The 18,157-nt window shown below is 67.6% G+C and carries 16 protein-coding genes; 12 read left to right on the forward strand and 4 right to left on the reverse strand.

Going from position 1 to position 18,157, the window contains the following annotated elements:
• The first annotated feature begins 90 nt into the window (after positions 1–90).
• Positions 91–1,890, forward strand: coding sequence for a PEP-utilizing enzyme (locus ACOGXD_RS10590; RefSeq protein WP_419914921.1), 1,800 nt, complete (start codon positions 91–93; stop codon positions 1,888–1,890).
• A gap of 33 nt (positions 1,891–1,923) precedes the next feature.
• On the opposite strand, the gene ACOGXD_RS10595 is transcribed toward ACOGXD_RS10590, so the two are convergent.
• Together ACOGXD_RS10595 and ACOGXD_RS10600 are read right to left on the reverse strand one after the other, a co-directional pair.
• A complete protein-coding gene (locus ACOGXD_RS10595) occupies positions 1,924–2,745 on the reverse strand; it encodes an enoyl-CoA hydratase-related protein (protein WP_419914923.1) in 822 nt (273 codons plus the stop codon).
• 19 nt (positions 2,746–2,764) lie between these two features.
• Complete coding sequence (locus ACOGXD_RS10600) at positions 2,765–3,532, reverse strand: 3'(2'),5'-bisphosphate nucleotidase CysQ (protein ID WP_419914925.1); 768 nt, start codon at positions 3,530–3,532, stop codon at positions 2,765–2,767.
• 279 nt (positions 3,533–3,811) lie between these two features.
• On the opposite strand from ACOGXD_RS10600, the gene ACOGXD_RS10605 reads away from it, so the two are divergent.
• The 4 genes from ACOGXD_RS10605 to ACOGXD_RS10620 all read left to right on the forward strand — a co-directional run bounded on the left by ACOGXD_RS10605 (position 3,812) and on the right by ACOGXD_RS10620 (position 9,580).
• Positions 3,812–4,921, forward strand: a complete 1,110-nt coding sequence (locus ACOGXD_RS10605) for an amino acid ABC transporter substrate-binding protein (RefSeq protein ID WP_419914927.1) — start codon at positions 3,812–3,814, stop codon at positions 4,919–4,921.
• Positions 4,922–5,124: 203 nt separating this feature from the next.
• The gene (locus ACOGXD_RS10610) at positions 5,125–6,669 is read left to right on the forward strand and encodes an amino acid ABC transporter permease (RefSeq protein WP_419914929.1); all 1,545 of its coding nucleotides are present in this window, start codon (positions 5,125–5,127) and stop codon (positions 6,667–6,669) included.
• Position 6,670: 1 nt separating this feature from the next.
• On the forward strand, positions 6,671–8,692 hold the full coding sequence (locus ACOGXD_RS10615; RefSeq protein WP_419914931.1) for an ABC transporter permease subunit: 2,022 nt from the start codon (positions 6,671–6,673) through the stop codon (positions 8,690–8,692).
• Positions 8,693–8,857: 165 nt separating this feature from the next.
• Positions 8,858–9,580, forward strand: a complete 723-nt coding sequence (locus ACOGXD_RS10620; RefSeq protein ID WP_419856407.1) for an amino acid ABC transporter ATP-binding protein — start codon at positions 8,858–8,860, stop codon at positions 9,578–9,580.
• A gap of 36 nt (positions 9,581–9,616) precedes the next feature.
• Here ACOGXD_RS10620 and ACOGXD_RS10625 read toward each other — a convergent pair whose 3' ends face one another.
• Complete coding sequence (locus ACOGXD_RS10625) at positions 9,617–9,811, reverse strand: hypothetical protein (RefSeq protein WP_419914933.1); 195 nt, start codon at positions 9,809–9,811, stop codon at positions 9,617–9,619.
• Positions 9,812–10,122: 311 nt separating this feature from the next.
• Here ACOGXD_RS10625 and ACOGXD_RS10630 point away from each other — a divergent pair, with 311 nt between their 5' ends.
• The 3 genes from ACOGXD_RS10630 to ACOGXD_RS10640 are packed head-to-tail and all read left to right on the forward strand — an operon-like array spanning position 10,123 to position 13,288.
• Positions 10,123–10,761, forward strand: coding sequence for an HAD-IA family hydrolase (locus tag ACOGXD_RS10630; protein ID WP_419917392.1), 639 nt, complete (start codon positions 10,123–10,125; stop codon positions 10,759–10,761).
• Between the two features lie 35 nt (positions 10,762–10,796).
• On the forward strand, positions 10,797–12,491 hold the full coding sequence (gene ettA / locus ACOGXD_RS10635; RefSeq protein ID WP_419914935.1) for an energy-dependent translational throttle protein EttA: 1,695 nt from the start codon (positions 10,797–10,799) through the stop codon (positions 12,489–12,491).
• A gap of 23 nt (positions 12,492–12,514) precedes the next feature.
• Positions 12,515–13,288, forward strand: a complete 774-nt coding sequence (locus ACOGXD_RS10640; protein ID WP_419914937.1) for an exodeoxyribonuclease III — start codon at positions 12,515–12,517, stop codon at positions 13,286–13,288.
• 5 nt (positions 13,289–13,293) lie between these two features.
• Here the strand turns inward: ACOGXD_RS10640 and ACOGXD_RS10645 are convergent, their stop codons facing one another.
• The gene (locus ACOGXD_RS10645; protein ID WP_419914939.1) at positions 13,294–15,189 is read right to left on the reverse strand and encodes an ATP-dependent helicase; all 1,896 of its coding nucleotides are present in this window, start codon (positions 15,187–15,189) and stop codon (positions 13,294–13,296) included.
• Positions 15,190–15,243: 54 nt separating this feature from the next.
• Here ACOGXD_RS10645 and ACOGXD_RS10650 point away from each other — a divergent pair, with 54 nt between their 5' ends.
• The 4 genes from ACOGXD_RS10650 (at position 15,244) to ACOGXD_RS10665 (ending at position 18,141) form a co-directional block, all read left to right on the forward strand.
• Positions 15,244–15,960 carry a helical backbone metal receptor gene (locus ACOGXD_RS10650; RefSeq protein WP_419914941.1) on the forward strand — a complete coding sequence of 239 codons (717 nt, stop codon included), beginning with the start codon at positions 15,244–15,246 and terminating at the stop codon, positions 15,958–15,960.
• Between the two features lie 56 nt (positions 15,961–16,016).
• Complete coding sequence (locus tag ACOGXD_RS10655) at positions 16,017–17,168, forward strand: CaiB/BaiF CoA transferase family protein (protein WP_419917393.1); 1,152 nt, start codon at positions 16,017–16,019, stop codon at positions 17,166–17,168.
• A 97-nt stretch (positions 17,169–17,265) separates the two neighbouring features.
• Entirely contained in the window at positions 17,266–17,718 is a 453-nt protein-coding gene (locus ACOGXD_RS10660; RefSeq protein WP_419914943.1) for a hypothetical protein, read from the forward strand.
• A gap of 51 nt (positions 17,719–17,769) precedes the next feature.
• Complete coding sequence (locus tag ACOGXD_RS10665; RefSeq protein WP_419914945.1) at positions 17,770–18,141, forward strand: hypothetical protein; 372 nt, start codon at positions 17,770–17,772, stop codon at positions 18,139–18,141.
• Positions 18,142–18,157: the final 16 nt, after the last annotated feature.

The raw sequence follows: 18,157 nt of genomic DNA on the forward strand, positions 1-18,157 counted from the left end.
CACATCACGGCCTGGCCGGGCAGCCGCCATGAGGGGGAGGCGGCTGCCCGGCCCGCTGTGCTTTCACGTTCAGCACCGTCGGGAGGGAACATGGCGGATCTGACAGACCGGAGCGGCGGCTACTTCGTCGGCACCAAGCCTTCGGAGCGCTACCCCATCTGGACGCGCGCCAACGTGGGCGAGGTGTTCCCGGATCCGGTGAGGATGAGCACCTTCGACTTCGCGTTCCAGAACGACGACGGCATTCGCATATCCGAGTGGGGATTCCGCGATGCGTATGTGGAGATGGGCGCGTTCGACTACGACGAGTTCGATCCCGACAACTGCGTCTTCTTGGGTGTCTTCGGCGGCTACACCTATCTCAACGCCGCCGTCGGTCGCGTGTTCGGCGCCCGCGCCCCCGGCATCGACGTCGACACCGTCGACCGGACCTTCTTCGGCGAGCAGCCGGGCATCCCGCCGTACGAACCGCATCCCGACGACGCCAGCCCCGCGGCGGAGCAGCGCATCGGCGAGACCTTCCTCATGCTGTTCGCGGCGCCGGCGTTGCCGGAGGTGCACGAAGACGAGCAGAACATCGCCGAGCTGCGTGCACAGCGGCCCGACTTCACCCAGATGGGCGATCACGAGATCATCGATTGGATCGACGATTTCCTCCAGTCGGGCTACGGCGACGGGGCCGGATTCCGGCTGCTGTTCGCGCGCCACCTGAAGGTGTCGTTCCTGGCGGCGGTGCCGCTGGGCGCGATCGAGCAGGTGTGCACGGCGCTGGGCCGGCCCGAGGACACGCTCAAGCTGGTGGCCGGCTTCGGCGACGTGGCCTCCGCCGCGCCCTCCGACGCGATGTGGGAGCTCGGGCGGCGGGTCGCCGCGTCGAGCGCGCTGGGTGCGCTGTTCGACGAGGGACCGGTGGGCTTGGCCGACCGCCTGGCTGCGGCCGGTGCTGGGGAACCTTCAGGCGACGCAGCGGCGTTCAACGAGGCCTTCGCCTCCTTCGTGTACGAGTTCGGCTCGCGGGGGCCGAACGAATGGGAGATGAGCTGCCCGACGTGGGAGACCGACCCCGACATCGCGCTGGCGGCTATCGACCGCATGCGCCTGGCACCCGCCGATGCCGAGCCGGCACGGCGCCGGGCAGAATTGGCCGCCCAGCGAGAGGCGCTGACTGCAGAGATTTCCGCGTTGCTCGAGGCCGACCCCGACACCCAGATGCAGTTCAACCTGGCACTCGGTGCTGCAGCCGTGTACCTGCCGGGGCGCGAGCGCACCAAGACCAACTGCGTGCGCTTCGTGAACGAGTGCCGCATCGCCTCGCGGGTGCTGGGTGAGCGGCTCGTCGAGCGGGGCCAGTTCAGCGGGCAGACCGAGTTCGGCATGCTGCGACTGTCCGAAATCCACGAGATGCTCGACGACCCGACCGGTTGGGCAGAGGTGATTGCCGAGCGTCAGGCCCAGTGGGACGACGCCGCGTCGCGTCAGGAGCCGTTCGTCATCGTCGGCGACCCGCCGCCGATGTCAGAGTGGCCTCGCCGAGGTGAATCTGAACTGCCGCAGCTCTCGGCGGGCGAGACGCTCGCCGGCTTGCCAGGCTGCCCTGGCATCGCCCGTGGGCGGGCCCGAGTCGTGCTCGACAGCAGCGACCCGACCACCCTGTCGCCCGGCGATGTGCTCGTGGCACCGCTCACCGATCCGTCGTGGACGCCGCTGTTCGTCAGCGCGAGCGCGGTGGTCGTGGACGTCGGCGCGGCACTCAGCCATTCGGTGATCGTGAGCCGCGAGCTCGGACTGCCGTGTGTCATCTCGGCAACCGGGGCGACAGGACGCATCCCCGATGGCGCGCTCATCGAAGTGAACGGCGACTCGGGCATGATCACAGTGCTCGAGCTGTGACGCGCGACGTCACTGCGCTGGACCTGTAGTCGCTCAGCGTTCAGGCCAGTCGGGCAGACGCCGCTCGGTCAGTGCCCGCACACCTTCGAGGTAGTCCGGGCTGGGGATCATCTCGTTGAGCAGCCGATCCGATTCGGAGACCGCAGTGCCCACGTCCCGGTGCTGGTCCAGGTAGATCTGCCGCTTCGTCGTAGCCAGCGAGCTGGGCGCGACGCGGGCGGCCATGTCGTACGCGTACTCGTACACGTGATCCATGAGCTCCGATGCCTCGACGATCTCGTTGAACAGGCCCCAGCCCTCGGTGTCGGCGGCGAGGAACTTGCGGCTCGACAGCAGCAGGTCGTTGGACCGCGTGATGCCGACGAGACGGGGGAGCACCCATGAGAGTCCGAACTCTGCGGGCAGCCCCAGCGGCCCGTGGGCGGCCGTGAGCTTGGCATCCGGCGCAGCGAACCGCAGGTCGCAATAACAGGCCAGAACCAGCCCAGCGCCCGCCGCTGCGCCATTCACCGCCGCGATCGTCACCGTCTCCAGCGCCATCATGAACGCGAAGTTCTGGTCGAACTCGGGTGCCACGCCATAGCCCGGCATGGCCAAGTCGGCCGATGTGCCGGGGTCGTAGCCGCCCTTCTCGCCGTGACCCTCCAGGGCCTGAGTGTCGGCGCCCACACAGAAGTCGCGTCCCTCGCCGGTGATCACCACCACCCGGACCCCCGCATCCTGCTCCGCTTGCTCCAGCACCCAGCGCAGCTCGGTATGCATCCGACCGGTCCAGGCGTTGCGGCGGTGCGGGCGTGACAGCGTCAGCGTCGCGACCGGACCCTCGACGGAGTACTTCGTTGCCTTCAGCTCCATGTGTCCCTCTCGGCTGCTCTCAAGCCTCGCCTTCGATCACCTGCCGCAGCGCCTCGAGGGCATCCGCGGCGAGTTCGGGGCGGCAGATCAGCAGGTCGGGCAGCCACGGGTCGGCGAAGTTGTATTCGAGTTCCGATCCGTCGCAACGGCTGGCGTGCAGGCCCGCCGCGCGTGCCACTGCGACGGGTGCGCAGTTGTCCCACTCGAATTGGCCTCCCGAATGGGCGTAGATGTCAGCCATGCCGAGCACCACGGCCATGGCCTTGGCTCCCGCGGAGCCGAGCGTCATCAGCTCAGCGTCGAGCGCCTGAGCAATGATGACCGCCGCCGCCGGTGGGCGCGACCTGCTGACGACGAGGCGGGGCTGCCCGTTGTGCGGAGCTGGCAGCAGCGGCTCGGGGTCGGTGCACAGTGTCTGCCCGACCGCCGGCAGCGCCACGGCGCCGGCGGTGGGCACACCGTTCTCGACCAGAGCGATATGCACCGCCCAGTCCGAGCGACCGGGTTCGGAATACTCACGCGTTCCATCGAGGGGATCCACGATCCAGACGCGGTCCGCAGACAGGCGAGCGAGATCGTCGCGCCCTTCCTCGGACAGGATGGCGTCGTCGGGCCGTGCCTCGGCCAGCCGCTTCACGATGTGCCGGTGGGCCTCGGAATCGCCCGTGTCACGGACCTCCCAGGTCCCGGCCCCCGAGCTGAAGAGTCGATCGCGGACCTCCACCAGCAGGGCCCCTGTCTCGGTGGCCACGCTCGCGGCAAGAGCGTGGTCGTCGGGTTGGGCCATCGGCCAAGTGTGCCCTCTGGACGCGCTTGCAACACGCCGGCAGCGACTTCGAAGCGACTCGCGGCAGTATGCCGGCCGATAACAACCGTTATTGCTCGCCCCAGGGTGTCGGGGCGGCAAATCCGTACGGGTAGCCTCGCGGATCGTCAGGTGCAGCGGCGTGCAACAGCGCACATCGCGCGCCTGCGTCATGGACAACCGATGGAGGGAATGTTCTCTATGAATAGACGATTCGCGCCGATTTCTCGGCGGTCTGCGTTGCGACTCGGCGGCGTGCTGATGGCGATCGCGTTGGTGGCCGCGGCATGCGGCTCTGACGATGGCGACGATCAGGACGTCGACGGCGACGAGCCGGCGGCGACAACCGAAGCAGAGGCAGCGGCCGAAGAACCGGAAGCCGAAGTCTCAATGACGCAGGACACCGGCGACCTGCTCGCGGTCGTCCAAGATCGCGGCACCCTCAACTGCGGCGTCAGCGGTTCGGCAGTGGCCTTCTCGGAGACGCAGCCTGATGGCAGCACGACCGGCTTCGATGCCGACTACTGCCGTGCAGTAGCCGCCGCGATCCTGGGCGATGCCGGAGCGGTCAACTTCGTGCCGCTGACGGCGGCCGAGCGCTTCACGGCGCTGGAGGCCGGCGACATCGACTTGCTGGTGCGCAACACCACCTGGACTCAGAGCCGAGACACCGACTTGGTGCTCGACTTCGGGCCGACCACCTACTACGACGGCCAGCAGATCATGGCCCGCGCTGACGACGGCTTCTCTGGCACGTCGACAGTGTCGGATCTCGATGGCGCCACGGTGTGCACCAACGCCGGCACGACCACTGAGAAGAACATCGCCGATGCTGCCAATGCAGCCGGCATTGAGATCACGCTGTCCACCTTCGAGGACTTCGACATCGTCACCGAGAACTTCATCTCGGGTGCGTGCGATGCGGTGACCACCGATGGCTCTGCGCTCGTCGGCCGCAAGGTGAAGCAGGAGGGCGACCAGAACTGGGTGATCTTCCCGCCGACGCCGATCTCGAAGGAGCCGCTGGGGCCGGTTTACCCGCAGAACCAGTCGACCTTCGGCGACGTTGTGAACTGGACCGTGTACGCCACGATCATCGCTGACGAGAAGGGCATCACGTCGGAGAACATCGACGCGATGATGGGCAGCGGCGACCTCGATGCCGAGTCGGTTCGCATGCTCGGCGGCGAGGGCGAGCTGCAGACCAAGATGGGCCTGTCGGCCGACGCGTTCTACAACGTGATCAGCCAGGTCGGGAACTACGACGAGATCTACTCCCGCAACCTCGGCCCCGTTGGCCTGAGCCGTGACGGCTCGGCGAACGCGCGCTGGACAGCGGGCGGCCTCATCTACGCACCGCCTGCTCGCTGATCGTATGCCTGCCGGCTGGGCGCAGCCCGGCCCGGCAGGCGAGTGATCACAGCAACGAGCACGGCCCCCGACCCGCCCGGGTCGGGGGCCGTTGCGCGCCTTGGCGCGGGAAAGCGGTCACTGCACGTCTCAACGCGCCAGCCACTGCATGTCTCGATGCAATAGCCCGATGCATGCGACCTCGTCGCGTAGGGTGACCTGCGGTGAGCGACCCCCGAGCACCGGACCGTGACGCCTCCCTGAGCACGCTGGGAACCCGTCCGCCGTTCTACCGGGACGCGACGGTCGTGCGCTGGATTGCGCAGGTCGGCACGCTCATTCTCGTCTTGGCAGCGATGTGGTTCCTCGCCACCGAGGCGGGGGACAGCCTGCGGGCGCGTGGCGCGAACATCGACTTCGACTTCATCTCCGACCACATCGGCATCAAGGTCGGCTGGGGGATCGACACCAACCCCGACTCGGGCGGCCGGGCGCTCTGGGTGGGCATGGTGAACACCATCCGGATGGCGGCCGCGGGCATCGCGCTTGCTTCGGTCATCGGCGTCCTGGTGGGTCTGGCCCGGCTGTCCTCCAACTGGCCGCTCCGGCGCCTGGCCGGTGTGTACGTGGAAGCGCTGCGGAACATCCCGCTGCTGGTGCAGATCCTGGTGTATGCCGCAGTGCTGGCGTCGCTGCCGAATGTCTCGTTTGGCATGGGGCCGATCTCGGGTTGGATTCACCTGTCCAACAAGGGCCTGTCGATCCCGCGCGTCTTCGTTGCCGACGGCTTCTACCAATGGGCGGTCGTCATGCTGATCGGCGGCGTCATCGCGCGCGTCGTCTTCAAACGGCTGGCGGCGAAACGCGAGCAGACCGGAATGCAGACCAATGCCGGCGCCTGGGCGACGGGCATCGTGGCAGTCTTCGCCATCGTGGGGTGGTGGGTGCACCCCATCTTCGGCTGGCTGGGGGGCATCTTCGGCGGCCTGTCCGACGCGGTCGGCTCGATCCCGCAGGGAGCTGTGCAGATCGTCGCCGCGCTGGCCGCCGCAGCCGTGGCGGTGTGGTGGATACGCCGCTTCCTCGCTCAGCACCGCACCCCGGCAGGGCTCGTGCGGCTCACCGACGACGATTGGTTCCGCATGATCTTCGCCGCCGCTGGTGCGGCGATCGTGGTGCTCTTCGTGGCGGTGCTGTGGCCCGGGTTGTCGAGCTGGGTCGTCAACTCATCGAGCGACGGCCTCGGCGTGCTCGCCGACAAGTTCGGAAACGGCCGCACCGGTCCGCCGATCGACGCGATGCGGCCCGACATCGTGCAGCCAGGCAACTTCCCCAACTACGGACCTGCCGGCTTGAACCTGCCCATCGGTTTTGCCGCCGTCTACTTCGGCGTGGTGTTCTACACCGCAGCGTTCATCGCCGAGATCGTGCGCGGCGGCATCCTGGCAGTGCCCAAGGGCCAGAGCGAGGCGGCACAGGCCGTCGGACTGCGGCGCTCCACGGCGCTGCGGCGGGTGATCCTGCCCCAGGCACTGCGGGTGATCCTGCCTCCGGTGGGCAACCAGTACCTGAACCTCACCAAGAACACCTCGCTGGCGATCGCCGTGGGCTACAGCGATCTCGTTCAGATCGGCCAGACCGTCTACAACCAGACCGGCAAGACGCTGCAGGTGATGGCGGTGTGGATGCTGTTCTATCTGGCCTGCTCGCTGACGATCTCTGCCGTCGTCAACTTCTTCAATATCCGGTTGCGGATCGTGGAGCGCTGACGTGACCGATCCGATGCTGCCCGCTGCATCGACCGCTCTGGCGGCCGAGCCGGTCGGCCCCGCGGCGAGCCCGCCCGACCGGCCCAGCCTGCCGCCCGGCCGCTGGATCCGCGAGAACCTCTTCCCCAACGCTCGCAATTCGATTCTCACCATCTTCGCGATCCTCGTTGCGCTGTTCGCCTACCGCGGCTTGCTGAACTTCATGTTCAGCGAGGAGCGCTCGTGGATTGCGGTGCGCACCAACCTGCGACTCATGTTCACGCAGGCCTATCCCGAGCACCAGTACGTCCGCGTGTGGGTGACGGTCGGGCTGGTCATGGTGCTCGCGGGGCTGAGTGCCGGCATCTGGGCCCGCTGGGGCGGCGTCACCCTGAAGCGATTGATGGGCTGGCTGATGTCGGGGGGCGGCCTCGTTGCCGTCGGCGTGCTGATACGCGAGCCGAGCGTGCTCACCGACGCAGCGGGGGAGACGGTGCGCGACGACGCCGGCGAGCTCGTGCGCGAGTCGTTCGCTGCCGCGATGGCCGATCGATGGGTGTGGTGGGCCGCCGCGCTCGTGCTGTTCGCGCTGGGCCTGGCGCTGTGGCTGCGCTTCGATGACTTGGCCCGTCGCACCAAGGAGATTCCCGTTGCCTGGCTCGTGTTCGGATTGCCGGGGCTGCTGGTGGCGTCCGCCTGGGTGATTCGCTACGGGCACTACGCATTCGCCGACGGCGAGTTCATCGCCGAACCCGGACAGCTCGTGGCAATGAGCACGAGGGTGCCGTGGACGGTCATGTGGCTGTTGCTGATCGGCTGCTACGGGATCGGCCGAGTCGCACGCAACCGCGCCATCGCCTCGGCGCAAGCGACTGCCGATGCCGGTGACGATGTCGAGGTCGTCGAAGAGGGCGCTGGCGGCGAGGGAGCCCCGGAATTGCCTCGGGATGCCCTGACGAAGACCCGGGCGATCGTCAACCTGGCGTGGGTGCTGAGCCCCTTCTTCCTCTATTGGGTCGTCATGCGCGATCCCGAGATCGACTACGCCCATGTGTTCTCGACGATGCTGCCGATGGGGCTGGCGTTCGGCGTGGCGGGTTCGGCGGTGCTGTGGTGGCTGACGCGCAGCGACGCCGGCGAGGTCGGGCGCCTGGCGGCGATCGGCCTGCTGCTGCTGGCCGCATTTCACTGGGTGGCGGCGTTCTTCGGCTGGTACTCGATGCTGCAGGTTGCGCGCATCGGCTTCCTGCTGCTGGCCGTGGCGGGGCTGCTGGCGCCGAACTTCGCAGGCGTGGCCGCTCAGCGGCGCAGGCTGGTGGGGGGGTGGCTGTTCGTGGTGCTGCTGGTCTTCTACGGCGCCACCGTCATCAACTCGCCGTCGACTATCGAGACGCCGACGGACATGTTCATCGGCGGGTTCAGCGTCACGCTGCTCGTCTCGGTGCTGACGATCATGCTGTCGTTCCCGATCGGGGTGCTGCTGGCACTGGCCCGGACCTCGCGCCAGCCGATCTTCCGGGTGCTCTCCACGGTCTACATCGAGGTGATCCGCGGCGTGCCGCTCATCACGCTGCTGCTGTTCTTCTCCGGCGTGCTGCCGCTGTTCCTGCCCGACGGCATGGAGATCGCCGAGTTGGCCGCCGCGATCCTGGGCTACACGCTGTTCTCGGCGGCGTACTTGGCCGAGAACGTGCGCGGCGGGCTGCAGTCGATCCGTCGCGGGCAGTACGAAGCGGCCGATGCCGTCGGCCTGACCACCACCCAGCGAACTGGGTTCATCGTGCTGCCCCAGTCTTTGCGGGTGTCCATCCCGCCGCTGGTGGGTCAGGTGATCGCCACGTTCAAGGAGACTTCGCTGCTTGCCATCATCGGGTTGTTCGACTTCCTGCGGATGGCCAATTCGGTGGTGCCGAACCAGTCGCAGTTCCTGGGGGTCCGGCGCGAGGGGCTGCTGTTCATCTCGGTCGTGTACTGGGTTGTGGCATTCGCAATGTCGAAGTACAGCCAGCGGCTCGAGCAACGTGTGGGATTGGGCCAGCGATGAGCGGGAACGGCCGGAGGCGAAGCTGTGGCCCGAGCGGCCCGTGAGCGGAGCGAACAAGAGCGGAAAAACGGTGTCGCAGAAGAAGGGGAATCGACCATGAGCACGCAACCGGCCCACGGTGACGCCACCATCGCGGTGTCCGACGAGCTCGCGGCACGCGACGACATGATCGTGTGCCGCGACGTCGACAAGTGGTTCGGCGATTTCCAGGCCCTGAGCGGCATCACCGCGACGATCAAGGAGCAGGAGATCGTCGTCGTGCTGGGGCCGTCCGGGTCGGGCAAGAGCACGTGGATCAGATGCATCAACCGGCTGGAGGCTCACCAGAACGGTCAGATCATCGTGGACGGCATCGAGCTCACCAACGACCTGCGCAACATCGAGAAGATCCGCTCCGAAGTGGGCATGGTCTTCCAGCAGTTCAACCTGTTCCCGCACCTGACCGTGATGGACAACATCACGCTGGCCCCGATCTGGGTGCGCCGCAAGTCGCGGCCCGAGGCGGAGGAACTGGCCGAGTCGCTGCTGGAGCGCGTGGGCATTCCCGAGCAGGCGCAGAAGTTCCCCGGCCAGCTCTCAGGCGGTCAGCAGCAGCGTGTGGCGATCGCGCGGGCGCTGGCGATGGAACCGCGCGTCATGCTGTTCGACGAGCCCACCTCGGCGCTTGACCCCGAGATGATCAAGGAAGTGCTCGACGTGATGGAGGAGCTGGCGCGCTCGGGCATGACCATGATGGTCGTGACGCACGAGATGGGCTTCGCACGCGAGGTGGCAGACCGCATCATCTTCATGGAGGAAGGCGAGATCGTTGAAGTCGGCACGCCTCACCACTTCTTCACTGAGCCCGCAGAAGAGCGCACGAAGCTGTTCTTGAGCCAGGTGCTCTAGCGGCGCCCGCCGCGCGGGCGGCAGGGTGCGCCCCGCTTAGCCCTTGGGTTCGCCGTAGGGGGAGCCGGCTTGCTCGTAGCACTCCGGGTGGTAGTGCTCGACACGATCCCAACGGTTCTTCACGTACACGTTGCAGATGATCTGCTCTGCACGGATACGAGCCCGGAACTTGATGAGCTCATCGCAGACGGCGCAGTATGCCGAATTGCCAGCGTCCACGGTCCGTGACACCGCCCTGCTCCTCCACCGCTTGCGTTTGGGTGCAGTGGTTTCCGCTGCAGTTTCCGATGACGACGCCGAGGTGTCCGTAGCCATGGCGGGACCCTAGCGAACGCTCGCGCGCTACAGGTGGATATTCGCGCGGTGCGCGCGATTTCTTACGCGGTACGCGCGAATAATGACCCGAAATTCGCGCGATATGCGCGTTGCAGTGACGACGGGTCGCCTCGTGGATAGCGTGCCGGTTCGTGTCCGAGGGCCCGTCCAGCACCGCCGATCCATCGTCTCGCGCTGGAGGCAACAGCCAATCCGCCGCGGCGACCGTGAACGCCGTGCTGTTCGACTTCGGCGGTGTCATCACCGAGAGCCCATTCGAAGCGTTCAACCGCTACGAGGATCGCATCGGCGTGCCGCGCGACACGATCCGGCAGATCAATGCCACCAATCCGGACACCAATGCGTGGGCGCGACTGGAGCGCAGCGAGGTCAGCGTCGACGAGTTCGCTGAGCTGTTCGAGGCAGAAGCTGCCGACCGGGGACACGAGATATCGGGCGCGCAGGTACTGGCGTGCCTCAGCGGCGGGCTGCGCCCGCGGATGGTGCGTGCGCTGGAGATCCTGGCCGCGCGCCTGCCGGTGGGCTGCATCACCAACAACGTGAGAATGGGCCACGGCGCCGGCATGTCCCGGGATGCCACCACGGCCGCGGCGATCGCCGAGGTGATGAAGCTGTTCGGCGTGGTGATCGAGTCGTCGGTAGTGGGCCTGCGCAAGCCCGATCCGCGCATCTACGAGCTGGCGTGTGACCGGCTCGGCATCGACCCGGCCCGCACGGCATATCTCGACGACCTCGGCATCAACTGCAAACCGGCTGCAGCAATGGGCATGGCGGCCATCAAGGTGACAGATCCGGACCAGGCGCTGCGAGAGCTGGAAGCGCTCGTCGGCTTCGAGCTGCAGTAGCTGGCAACCCGTGACCTCGTGACGGCGATGCGCTGATGGAGTCAGGGTTCATCTACACGCTGCGCAAGCTCGGGCGTTTCTATCCGCCCGACCGGGAAGTGCTACGCGACGTCACGCTGGCGTTTCTGCCGGGCGCGAAGATCGGCGTGATCGGCCATAACGGCTCGGGCAAGTCCACACTGCTGCGCATCATGGCCGGCCTCGACGACGGCTATGTCGGCGACGCAAGGCTTGCGCCCGAGGCGTCGGTGGGATTGCTGCACCAAGAGCCCGAACTCGACGCTGCTCTTGATGTCGAGGGCAACGTGATGGCCGGCGTTGCCGAGACTGCTGCCCTGCTGACGGCCTACGAGGAAGTGATGGCCGGCTGGGCCGAGCCCGACGCCGACTTCGACGCGCTCGGCTCCCGCCAAGCAGAGCTGGAGGATCGGATCGCCGCAGCCAATGCCTGGGATCTGGACCGCCACGTCGCCATCGCCATGGATGCGCTGCGTCTGCCGACTGGCGATGCCGACGTGACCACGTTGTCAGGAGGGGAGCGACGGCGCGTGGCGCTGTGCCGTCTGCTGCTGTCGCACCCGGACCTGCTGCTGCTCGACGAGCCGACCAACCACCTCGATGCGGAATCGGTGGCATGGCTCGAGCGGTTCCTGGCCGATTACTCAGGGACAGTCGTGGCCATCACCCACGACCGCTACTTCCTGGACAATGTCGCCGGCTGGATTCTCGAGATCGATCACGGCCGGACGCATCCATTCGAAGGCAACTACAGCGCGTGGCTCGAGCACCGCAATGCTCGGCACCTCTCGCAGCAGCGGCAGTCCGACGCCCGAGCCCGCACACTGGCGCAGGAACTGGAGTGGGTGCGCATGTCGCCGCGGGCCCGCCAAGCGAAGAGCAGGGCACGTGTCAGCGCGTACGAAGAACTGCTGGCGACACATCGCAAGGCCGCTGACGAGCAGCGCCGGGCAGATGCGCTGCAGATCACGATCCCGATGTCACGTCGCCTGGGCTCGCAGGTCATCGAGGCCGAGGGTCTCGTCAAGGCCTACGGCGACAAGCTGCTGTTCGACGATCTCTCATTCCGCTTGCCGCCGGGCGGCATCGTCGGGGTGGTGGGCGCCAACGGGGCTGGCAAGACCACGCTGTTCCGGCTGCTCGTGGGCGATGAGCAGCCCGATGCAGGCAGCATCACCATCGGCGAAACCGTCGACATCGCGTACGTAGACCAGTCACGGGCGGTGCTGGACCCCGACCGCACGGTCTACGAGGAGATCACCGATGCGCACGACACGCTGCGCATCACTGGCCTGGACGGCGCTCGCGAGGTCAACGGCCGGGCGTTTGTCGCGTCGTTCAACTTCACCGGCTCCGACCAACAGAAGCGCGTGGGCGACCTCGCGGGCGGCGAGCGCAACCGCGTGCACCTCGCCCGGACGCTGACCAGCGGATGCAACGTGCTGCTGCTCGACGAGCCCACCAACGACCTCGACGTGGACACGCTGCGTGCGCTCGAGGCTGCCTTGGAGTCGTTCGGAGGCTGCGCCGTGGTCATCAGCCATGACCGCTGGTTCTTGGACCGGATCGCGACCCATGTGCTGGCTTTCGAAGGCGACAGCGTGGTGCGCTGGTTCGAAGGCAACTTCACCGACTACGAGGCCTTCCGCAAGCGCGAGCTGGGCGCCGATGCAGGCCCGACTCGCATCACCTACAAGCCGCTCGCCCGCTGATTTCGGCAGTTAGCGTCCGTGGCGTGCGGATTGCCACGTGGAATGTCAACAGTCTGAACGCCAGGCTGGAACGGGTCGACGAGTGGCTCGACTATGCCGAGCCGGACGTGCTGCTGCTGCAAGAAACGAAGATGTCCGACGAGCAGTTCCCGTACCTGCACTTCGAGGCGCAGGGCTATGCCTCGGTGCATCACGGCGAAGGCCGCTGGAACGGCGTGGCCATCCTGTCGAGCGTTGGCATCGACGATCCCGTCGCTGGCTTCGCCGACGGTCGTGAGCCCGACCCCGATGCACGGATCATCTCGGCCCGCTGCGGCGGCGTCACGGTGAGCTCGGTCTATGTGCCCAACGGCCGCGCCGTCGACCACGAGCACTACCACTACAAGCTGGACTGGCTGGGACGCCTGCGTGCTCACCTCGAGGCCACGTGCGATCCCGCCGAGCCGGTGCTGGTCGGCGGCGACTTCAACGTGTGCCCCGACGACCGGGACGTGTGGGATCCCGACAACCCCGAGCCGCGCACCCACGTCACCGATCCCGAGCGAGATGCCATCGCGGAGGTGTGCGATTGGGGGCTCACCGACATCTTCCGCGAGCACTACGACGCCGACGGCCTGTTCAGCTGGTGGGACTATCGGGACGGCGCGTTCTACAAGCGCCACGGCCTGCGCATCGACCTGCTGCTGGGCACCGGGCCGGTGGTCGCGGCCACGCAGTTCTGCCTCATCGACCGCAACGCTCGCAAGGGCACCAAGCCGTCGGATCACACCCCGGTCTTCGCTGATCTCGCGATCTGAGCCGCTCAGCGCTCGCGCGAGCTCTCGAGGGCGGCGCGGGCGGCGGACAGCCGTGAGGCGGCGTCGTCTGCTGACAGCGGGGGAGGCTCGGCGGTGGCCGCCGCGATCCGGGCCAGCCAGGGTGAGGGGCTGCGAGGCTCGCCTGCCGCGCCGCGCCCGGATCGATGTCGCGCCCACGTGAAGTGCAGCGTGCGTGCGGCACGCGAGACGGCGACATAGAACAGCCGCTGTTCCTCGGGATCGTTGCGGCGCAGGGGCACTAGGCCGTCCTCCACACCGGCGATCACGACGTGATGCCACTGCAAGCCCTTCGCCGCATGAAAGGTCGCCAGCGTCACGGCCCCGTCCCGCAGATCGAAGCGGGCGCCTGAGCGGTCGCTGTCGAACAGGTCAGCAGTGAGTTCACGGTCGCGGGCCGACAACAAGCCGACCCACGTCGCGAAGCCCTCCCCGGTGGGGCCGATGCGACTGTATGTGGGGCCGGACGTACGAGACATCTCAGCGACATAGGCATCGGCGAGGTCGAGCACTCGCTCCAGCACTGGGTCGGGCCCATCGCCCGACTCGGCATCCAGCACGTCGGCTCGCATGTCGGCGACCGCGGTCGAGAACTGATCGCCGGTTGTGCGGAGGCGCGCCAGTGCCTGCCGCGTGGCGGGCAACTGCAGGAACGGGCTGCGCTGCCCGCCGAGGCGACACGGGATGCCGCGGGCGTCGAGCGCGGCGGCGATGTCGGAGAGTTGGGCGTTCGTGCGGGCGAGGACACCGAATGAGTCCCAGCGCACGCCGCCCACGTGGCGATCGGCGATCCATCTGGCGATGCCGGCGGCCTCGGCTGCAGCATCGTCGAACGCAGTCACGGTCGGTGCGGGGCCGGTCTCGTGCGGGCGTGCCGGCACTTGCGCCGTTCTTGCGACGACTGTGCCGATCGGCTCGGCGTCGGAGTTCATGACGGCCTGCGCGGCGGTGACGAGCGCGGGGTGGCTGCGGTAGTTGAGTTCGAGCCGGACGACCTGCGCCCCTGCGAAATGGCGCTCGAACTCGGTGATGTAACGGCTGTCGGCACCGTTCCATCCGTAGATCGCCTGGTCGGCATCGCCGACGGCGCATACGTCGGCGGCCCCGCTGTGCACGGCGTCAGGACCTCCGATCCACTCCTGCAGCAGGTTCCACTGCAGCCGGTTGAGATCCTGAAACTCGTCCACGAAGAAGTGCCGGTGCAGCCAGCGCCGCGCCGCAGCGAAGTGATCGTCGGAGCGCATCAGGCGCGTGCATTCGGCAAGCAGGTCGTCGAAGTCGAGCAGCCTGCGGCGGGATTTGATGCGCTCGAATTGCCCGAAGAGCGCCGCGGCTGCTTCGGCTGCGGCTGGCGCGAGCCGGCCCGGCGCGGGCCCGTCGCGATATTCGGCAACCGACAGGTCGCTCGCCTTGGCCCAGTCGATCTCGCGCAGCGCCGTGGCGACGGTGATCGGCGGCCGCGGACCGAACGAACGCTGGAGGTGCTCCGACAGCTCACCGCTGAGCGCAGCGCGGTTCGGCAGGATCTTCCGTTCGGCCCGGCCGTGGTCTGTGTCGTGCTGTCGCACCTGTGCCAGTGCAATGGCGTGAAACGTGCCGACCGGCCCCATGTCGTTGATGTCCAGTTCCCGGAGTCTCGACCGGAGTTCGGTTGCAGCGCGGCGGGTGAAGGTCACTGCCACGGCGTGCTGCGCCTGCATCGACTCGGTGGCAGCTCGCCACGCGATTCGTTGCGTGAGCACGCGGGTCTTGCCGCTTCCCGGGCCGGCCACCACGAGCAACGCCGCCGCCGGGGAACGAACTGCGGCGCGCTGGGCAGAGTCGAGTCCGTCGTCGGGCGGGAGAGCCTCACCCGGATCCGTCGCGGGTGCCGCATCGCTCACGGGGCGAACCTAGACCCCTCTGGCCCTGCGGCTGGCAGCCATACGCTGCTGAGGGTGCGAATTGTCAGCCTTGTTCCGAGCGCTACGGAGACGCTGGCGACTTGGGGAGCCGACCCGGTGGCCTGCACGCGCTTCTGCGAGCGGCCCGATTTGGAGCACATCGGCGGCACGAAGAACCCAGACATTGCCGCGATCGCCGCGTTGCAGCCCGATCTTGTCGTTGTGGACCGAGAAGAGAATCGGCGTGACGATTACGACGCGCTGTTGGCGGCTGGCCTCGAAGTCGAGGTGCTGCACATTGCAGCGCTCGACGATGTCGCGCCGGAACTGGCCCGGCTGGCAGGTCGCATCGGTGTCGACTGGCAGCCCGAGCCGCTGCCTGACGGCGCCGCGCTGCCGCCGCTGCCTCACCCGTCGGGCAGTGCCGGGACAGTCCGTGTGTTCGTGCCGATCTGGCGACGGCCGTACATGACCGTCGGCGCCGCCACGTACGGCGTGTCCCTGCTGGAGTACTGCGGCGTGGAGGTGGCGTTCGCCGACCGACCTGAGCCCTACCCCACGCTGAGCGAGGCCGACCTCCGCAGCGAGCCGATCGACCTCGTCCTGGCTCCCACCGAGCCCTACGAGTGGCACCGGCGGCACTTTGACGAGCTCGCCGCACTCGGCCCTGCCCATCTCATCGACGGTCAGGATCTCTTCTGGTGGGGCACCCGCACGCCCGGCGCCGTCGAACGGATAGCCGAAGCCATCAGGCAGGCGTTGGGCAGCTAAGGCCACCCGCTGGTGTCGCGAAGTAGCGTGACCGTCCAGTGACGAAGGGAACCGACATGGGCACAGGACCGCTGGCAGGCGTGCGAGTGATCGAGCTGCAGGGCATTGGCCCGGGGCCGTTCTGCGGGATGATGCTCTCCGACATGGGTGCGGAGGTCATCCGCGTCGATCGCTCGGCCAACGTGCGAGACCGCGACCCTGCCAGGCCACCGATCGATGTGCTGGCCCGCGGTCGCGCCTCCATCGGCCTCGATCTCAAGAACTCCGACGGCGTCGAGGCGCTGCTGCGCCTGGTAGAGCGCTCCGACGCCCTCATCGAGGGATTCCGGCCCGGCGTGATGGAGCGGCTCGGCATCGGACCCGACGAGTGTCTGGCACGCAACCCGCAGCTCGTCTACGGCCGCATGACCGGCTGGGGCCAGGAGGGCCCGTACCACATGGGAGCGGGGCATGACATCAACTACATCGCGCTGGCCGGTGCGCTCGATCCCATCGGCCGCAAGGGAGAGCCGCCGATCGCGCCGCTCAATCTGGTGGGCGATTTCGGCGGCGGGGGCATGCTGCTGGCGTTTGGCGTGGCCTGCGCGCTGTTCGAGTCCCAGCGCTCCGGCCAGGGCCAAGTGGTGGACGCCGCGATGGTCGACGGCGCAGCAACGCTCATGGCCATGTTCCACTCGATGCGGGCACTCGGCGTGTGGAACGACGAGCGGGGCACCAACTTGCTCGACACCGGCAGCCACTTCTACGACGTGTACGAGTGCGCCGACGGCAACTACATCTCGGTCGGGTCGATCGAGCCGCAGTTCTACAGCGAGCTGCTGCGGCTCACTGGCCTCGATGACGATCCGGAGTTCGCCAAGCAGCACTCGCGCAGCCGGTGGCCCGAGCTCAAGGATCGGATTGCCGAGGTCTTCAAGTCGAAGACGCGCGATGAGTGGTGCGAGATCATGGATGCCACCGACGTGTGCTTCGCTCCGGTGCTGACGCTGGAGGAGGCCCCGCAGCATCCTCACAATGTCCATCGCGACGTGTTCTGCGAGGTGGCCGGCGTGATCCAGCCGAGCCCATCGCCTCGCTTCAGCCGTACGGTTCAGGCCGTTCAGGGGCCGCCCGCGCATCCCGGCCAGCACACCGACGACGTGCTGGCCATGGCCGGTTACGACCCCGACGACATCGCAAAGCTGCGCGACACCGGTGCCGTCGCCTGAGACGCTGAGCCGAATGGCGAAGCCGTGGCCCGAGCGGCCCGTGAGCGGAGCGAACAAGAGCGGGAAATAACAGGTGACGCAACGAGAAGGTCCTGCCTTGAGCGCATTCTCAGATGGAGCCGACGCTGCGGGACCGGCCAGCGCCGGCGAGCAGGAAGGCCGAGAGCCGAGCGACGCACCTCCGGGACTCGATCGCAAGCTCGTGCCGCTGTACGCCGAAGCTGTCGCCGTCGCCGACGTGTCTCCGGCGAGTGCCTGTGCCCTGGCTCGTTTGCTGCTACGCAGCCTTATCCAGTCTCAGGGGCTTCGGGGCCGTCACATCGTGCGCGATATCGGCGAGTTGGTCTCGGCCGGGGCCCCGGTGGGGTTACTGCGAGCGCTCGACGTCATGAAGCTCAGCGACACCGAAGCACGCCGTCCCGGCGAACTGAACCTCGCCAATGGCCACGGCGATGCCCAGAACCTGCTGATGTTCATCCACCTGTTCACGCAGCACGTCTCGCCGCCGCAGCGGCGAGACCATCAAACACAGTCTGCGCCGGAGCGATGAGGCCGGGCGCCGTGCACGGTGGCCACGCTCGGCGGGCAACGCTCTGAATCAATGAGCGCTGAGGTCTGGGCGACGGTCCACACTGCACTCGGCTGGGCGATGGTGCTGTCGAACGGCGCGGCCGGGCTGTGGGCGCTCGGAGCGAGGCGCTGGAAAACGCTGCGCCACCGCAGCCTGTGGTGGTTCTTGAGTGCCGCTTGGGTGTTGGTGTTCGTGCAGCTCACTGCAGGCGTCATCCTGATGCGGGCTGCCGCGGTCGATGCCCCGGCATTCCACGTCTTCTACGGGGTCTGCTGCGCGGTCGCGGTCCTCTTCGTCTATGCCTACCGCCAGCAGCTGGAACACCGCCGCTACGAGTTGTTCGGCCTCGGCGCGCTGTTCATCATGGGGCTCGCTATCCGAGCCATGTTCCTGGGCAGCTGACGATCCTTCTGCGCCC

Origin of the sequence: Candidatus Poriferisodalis sp. (assembly GCF_965204125.1) — a bacterium.
Classification (GTDB): Bacteria; Actinomycetota; Acidimicrobiia; order Acidimicrobiales; family Poriferisodalaceae; genus Poriferisodalis.

Coding starts and splice junctions, on each gene's coding strand:
- ACOGXD_RS10590 (WP_419914921.1), top strand. CDS start 91: ATGGCGGATCTGACAGACCGGAGCGGCGGCTACTTCGTCGGCACCAAG.
- ACOGXD_RS10595 (WP_419914923.1), bottom strand. CDS start 2,745: ATGGAGCTGAAGGCAACGAAGTACTCCGTCGAGGGTCCGGTCGCGACG.
- ACOGXD_RS10600 (WP_419914925.1), bottom strand. CDS start 3,532: ATGGCCCAACCCGACGACCACGCTCTTGCCGCGAGCGTGGCCACCGAG.
- ACOGXD_RS10605 (WP_419914927.1), top strand. CDS start 3,812: ATGGCGATCGCGTTGGTGGCCGCGGCATGCGGCTCTGACGATGGCGAC.
- ACOGXD_RS10620 (WP_419856407.1), top strand. CDS start 8,858: ATGATCGTGTGCCGCGACGTCGACAAGTGGTTCGGCGATTTCCAGGCC.
- ettA (WP_419914935.1), top strand. CDS start 10,797: ATGGAGTCAGGGTTCATCTACACGCTGCGCAAGCTCGGGCGTTTCTAT.
- ACOGXD_RS10655 (WP_419917393.1), top strand. CDS start 16,017: ATGGGCACAGGACCGCTGGCAGGCGTGCGAGTGATCGAGCTGCAGGGC.
- ACOGXD_RS10665 (WP_419914945.1), top strand. CDS start 17,770: ATGAGCGCTGAGGTCTGGGCGACGGTCCACACTGCACTCGGCTGGGCG.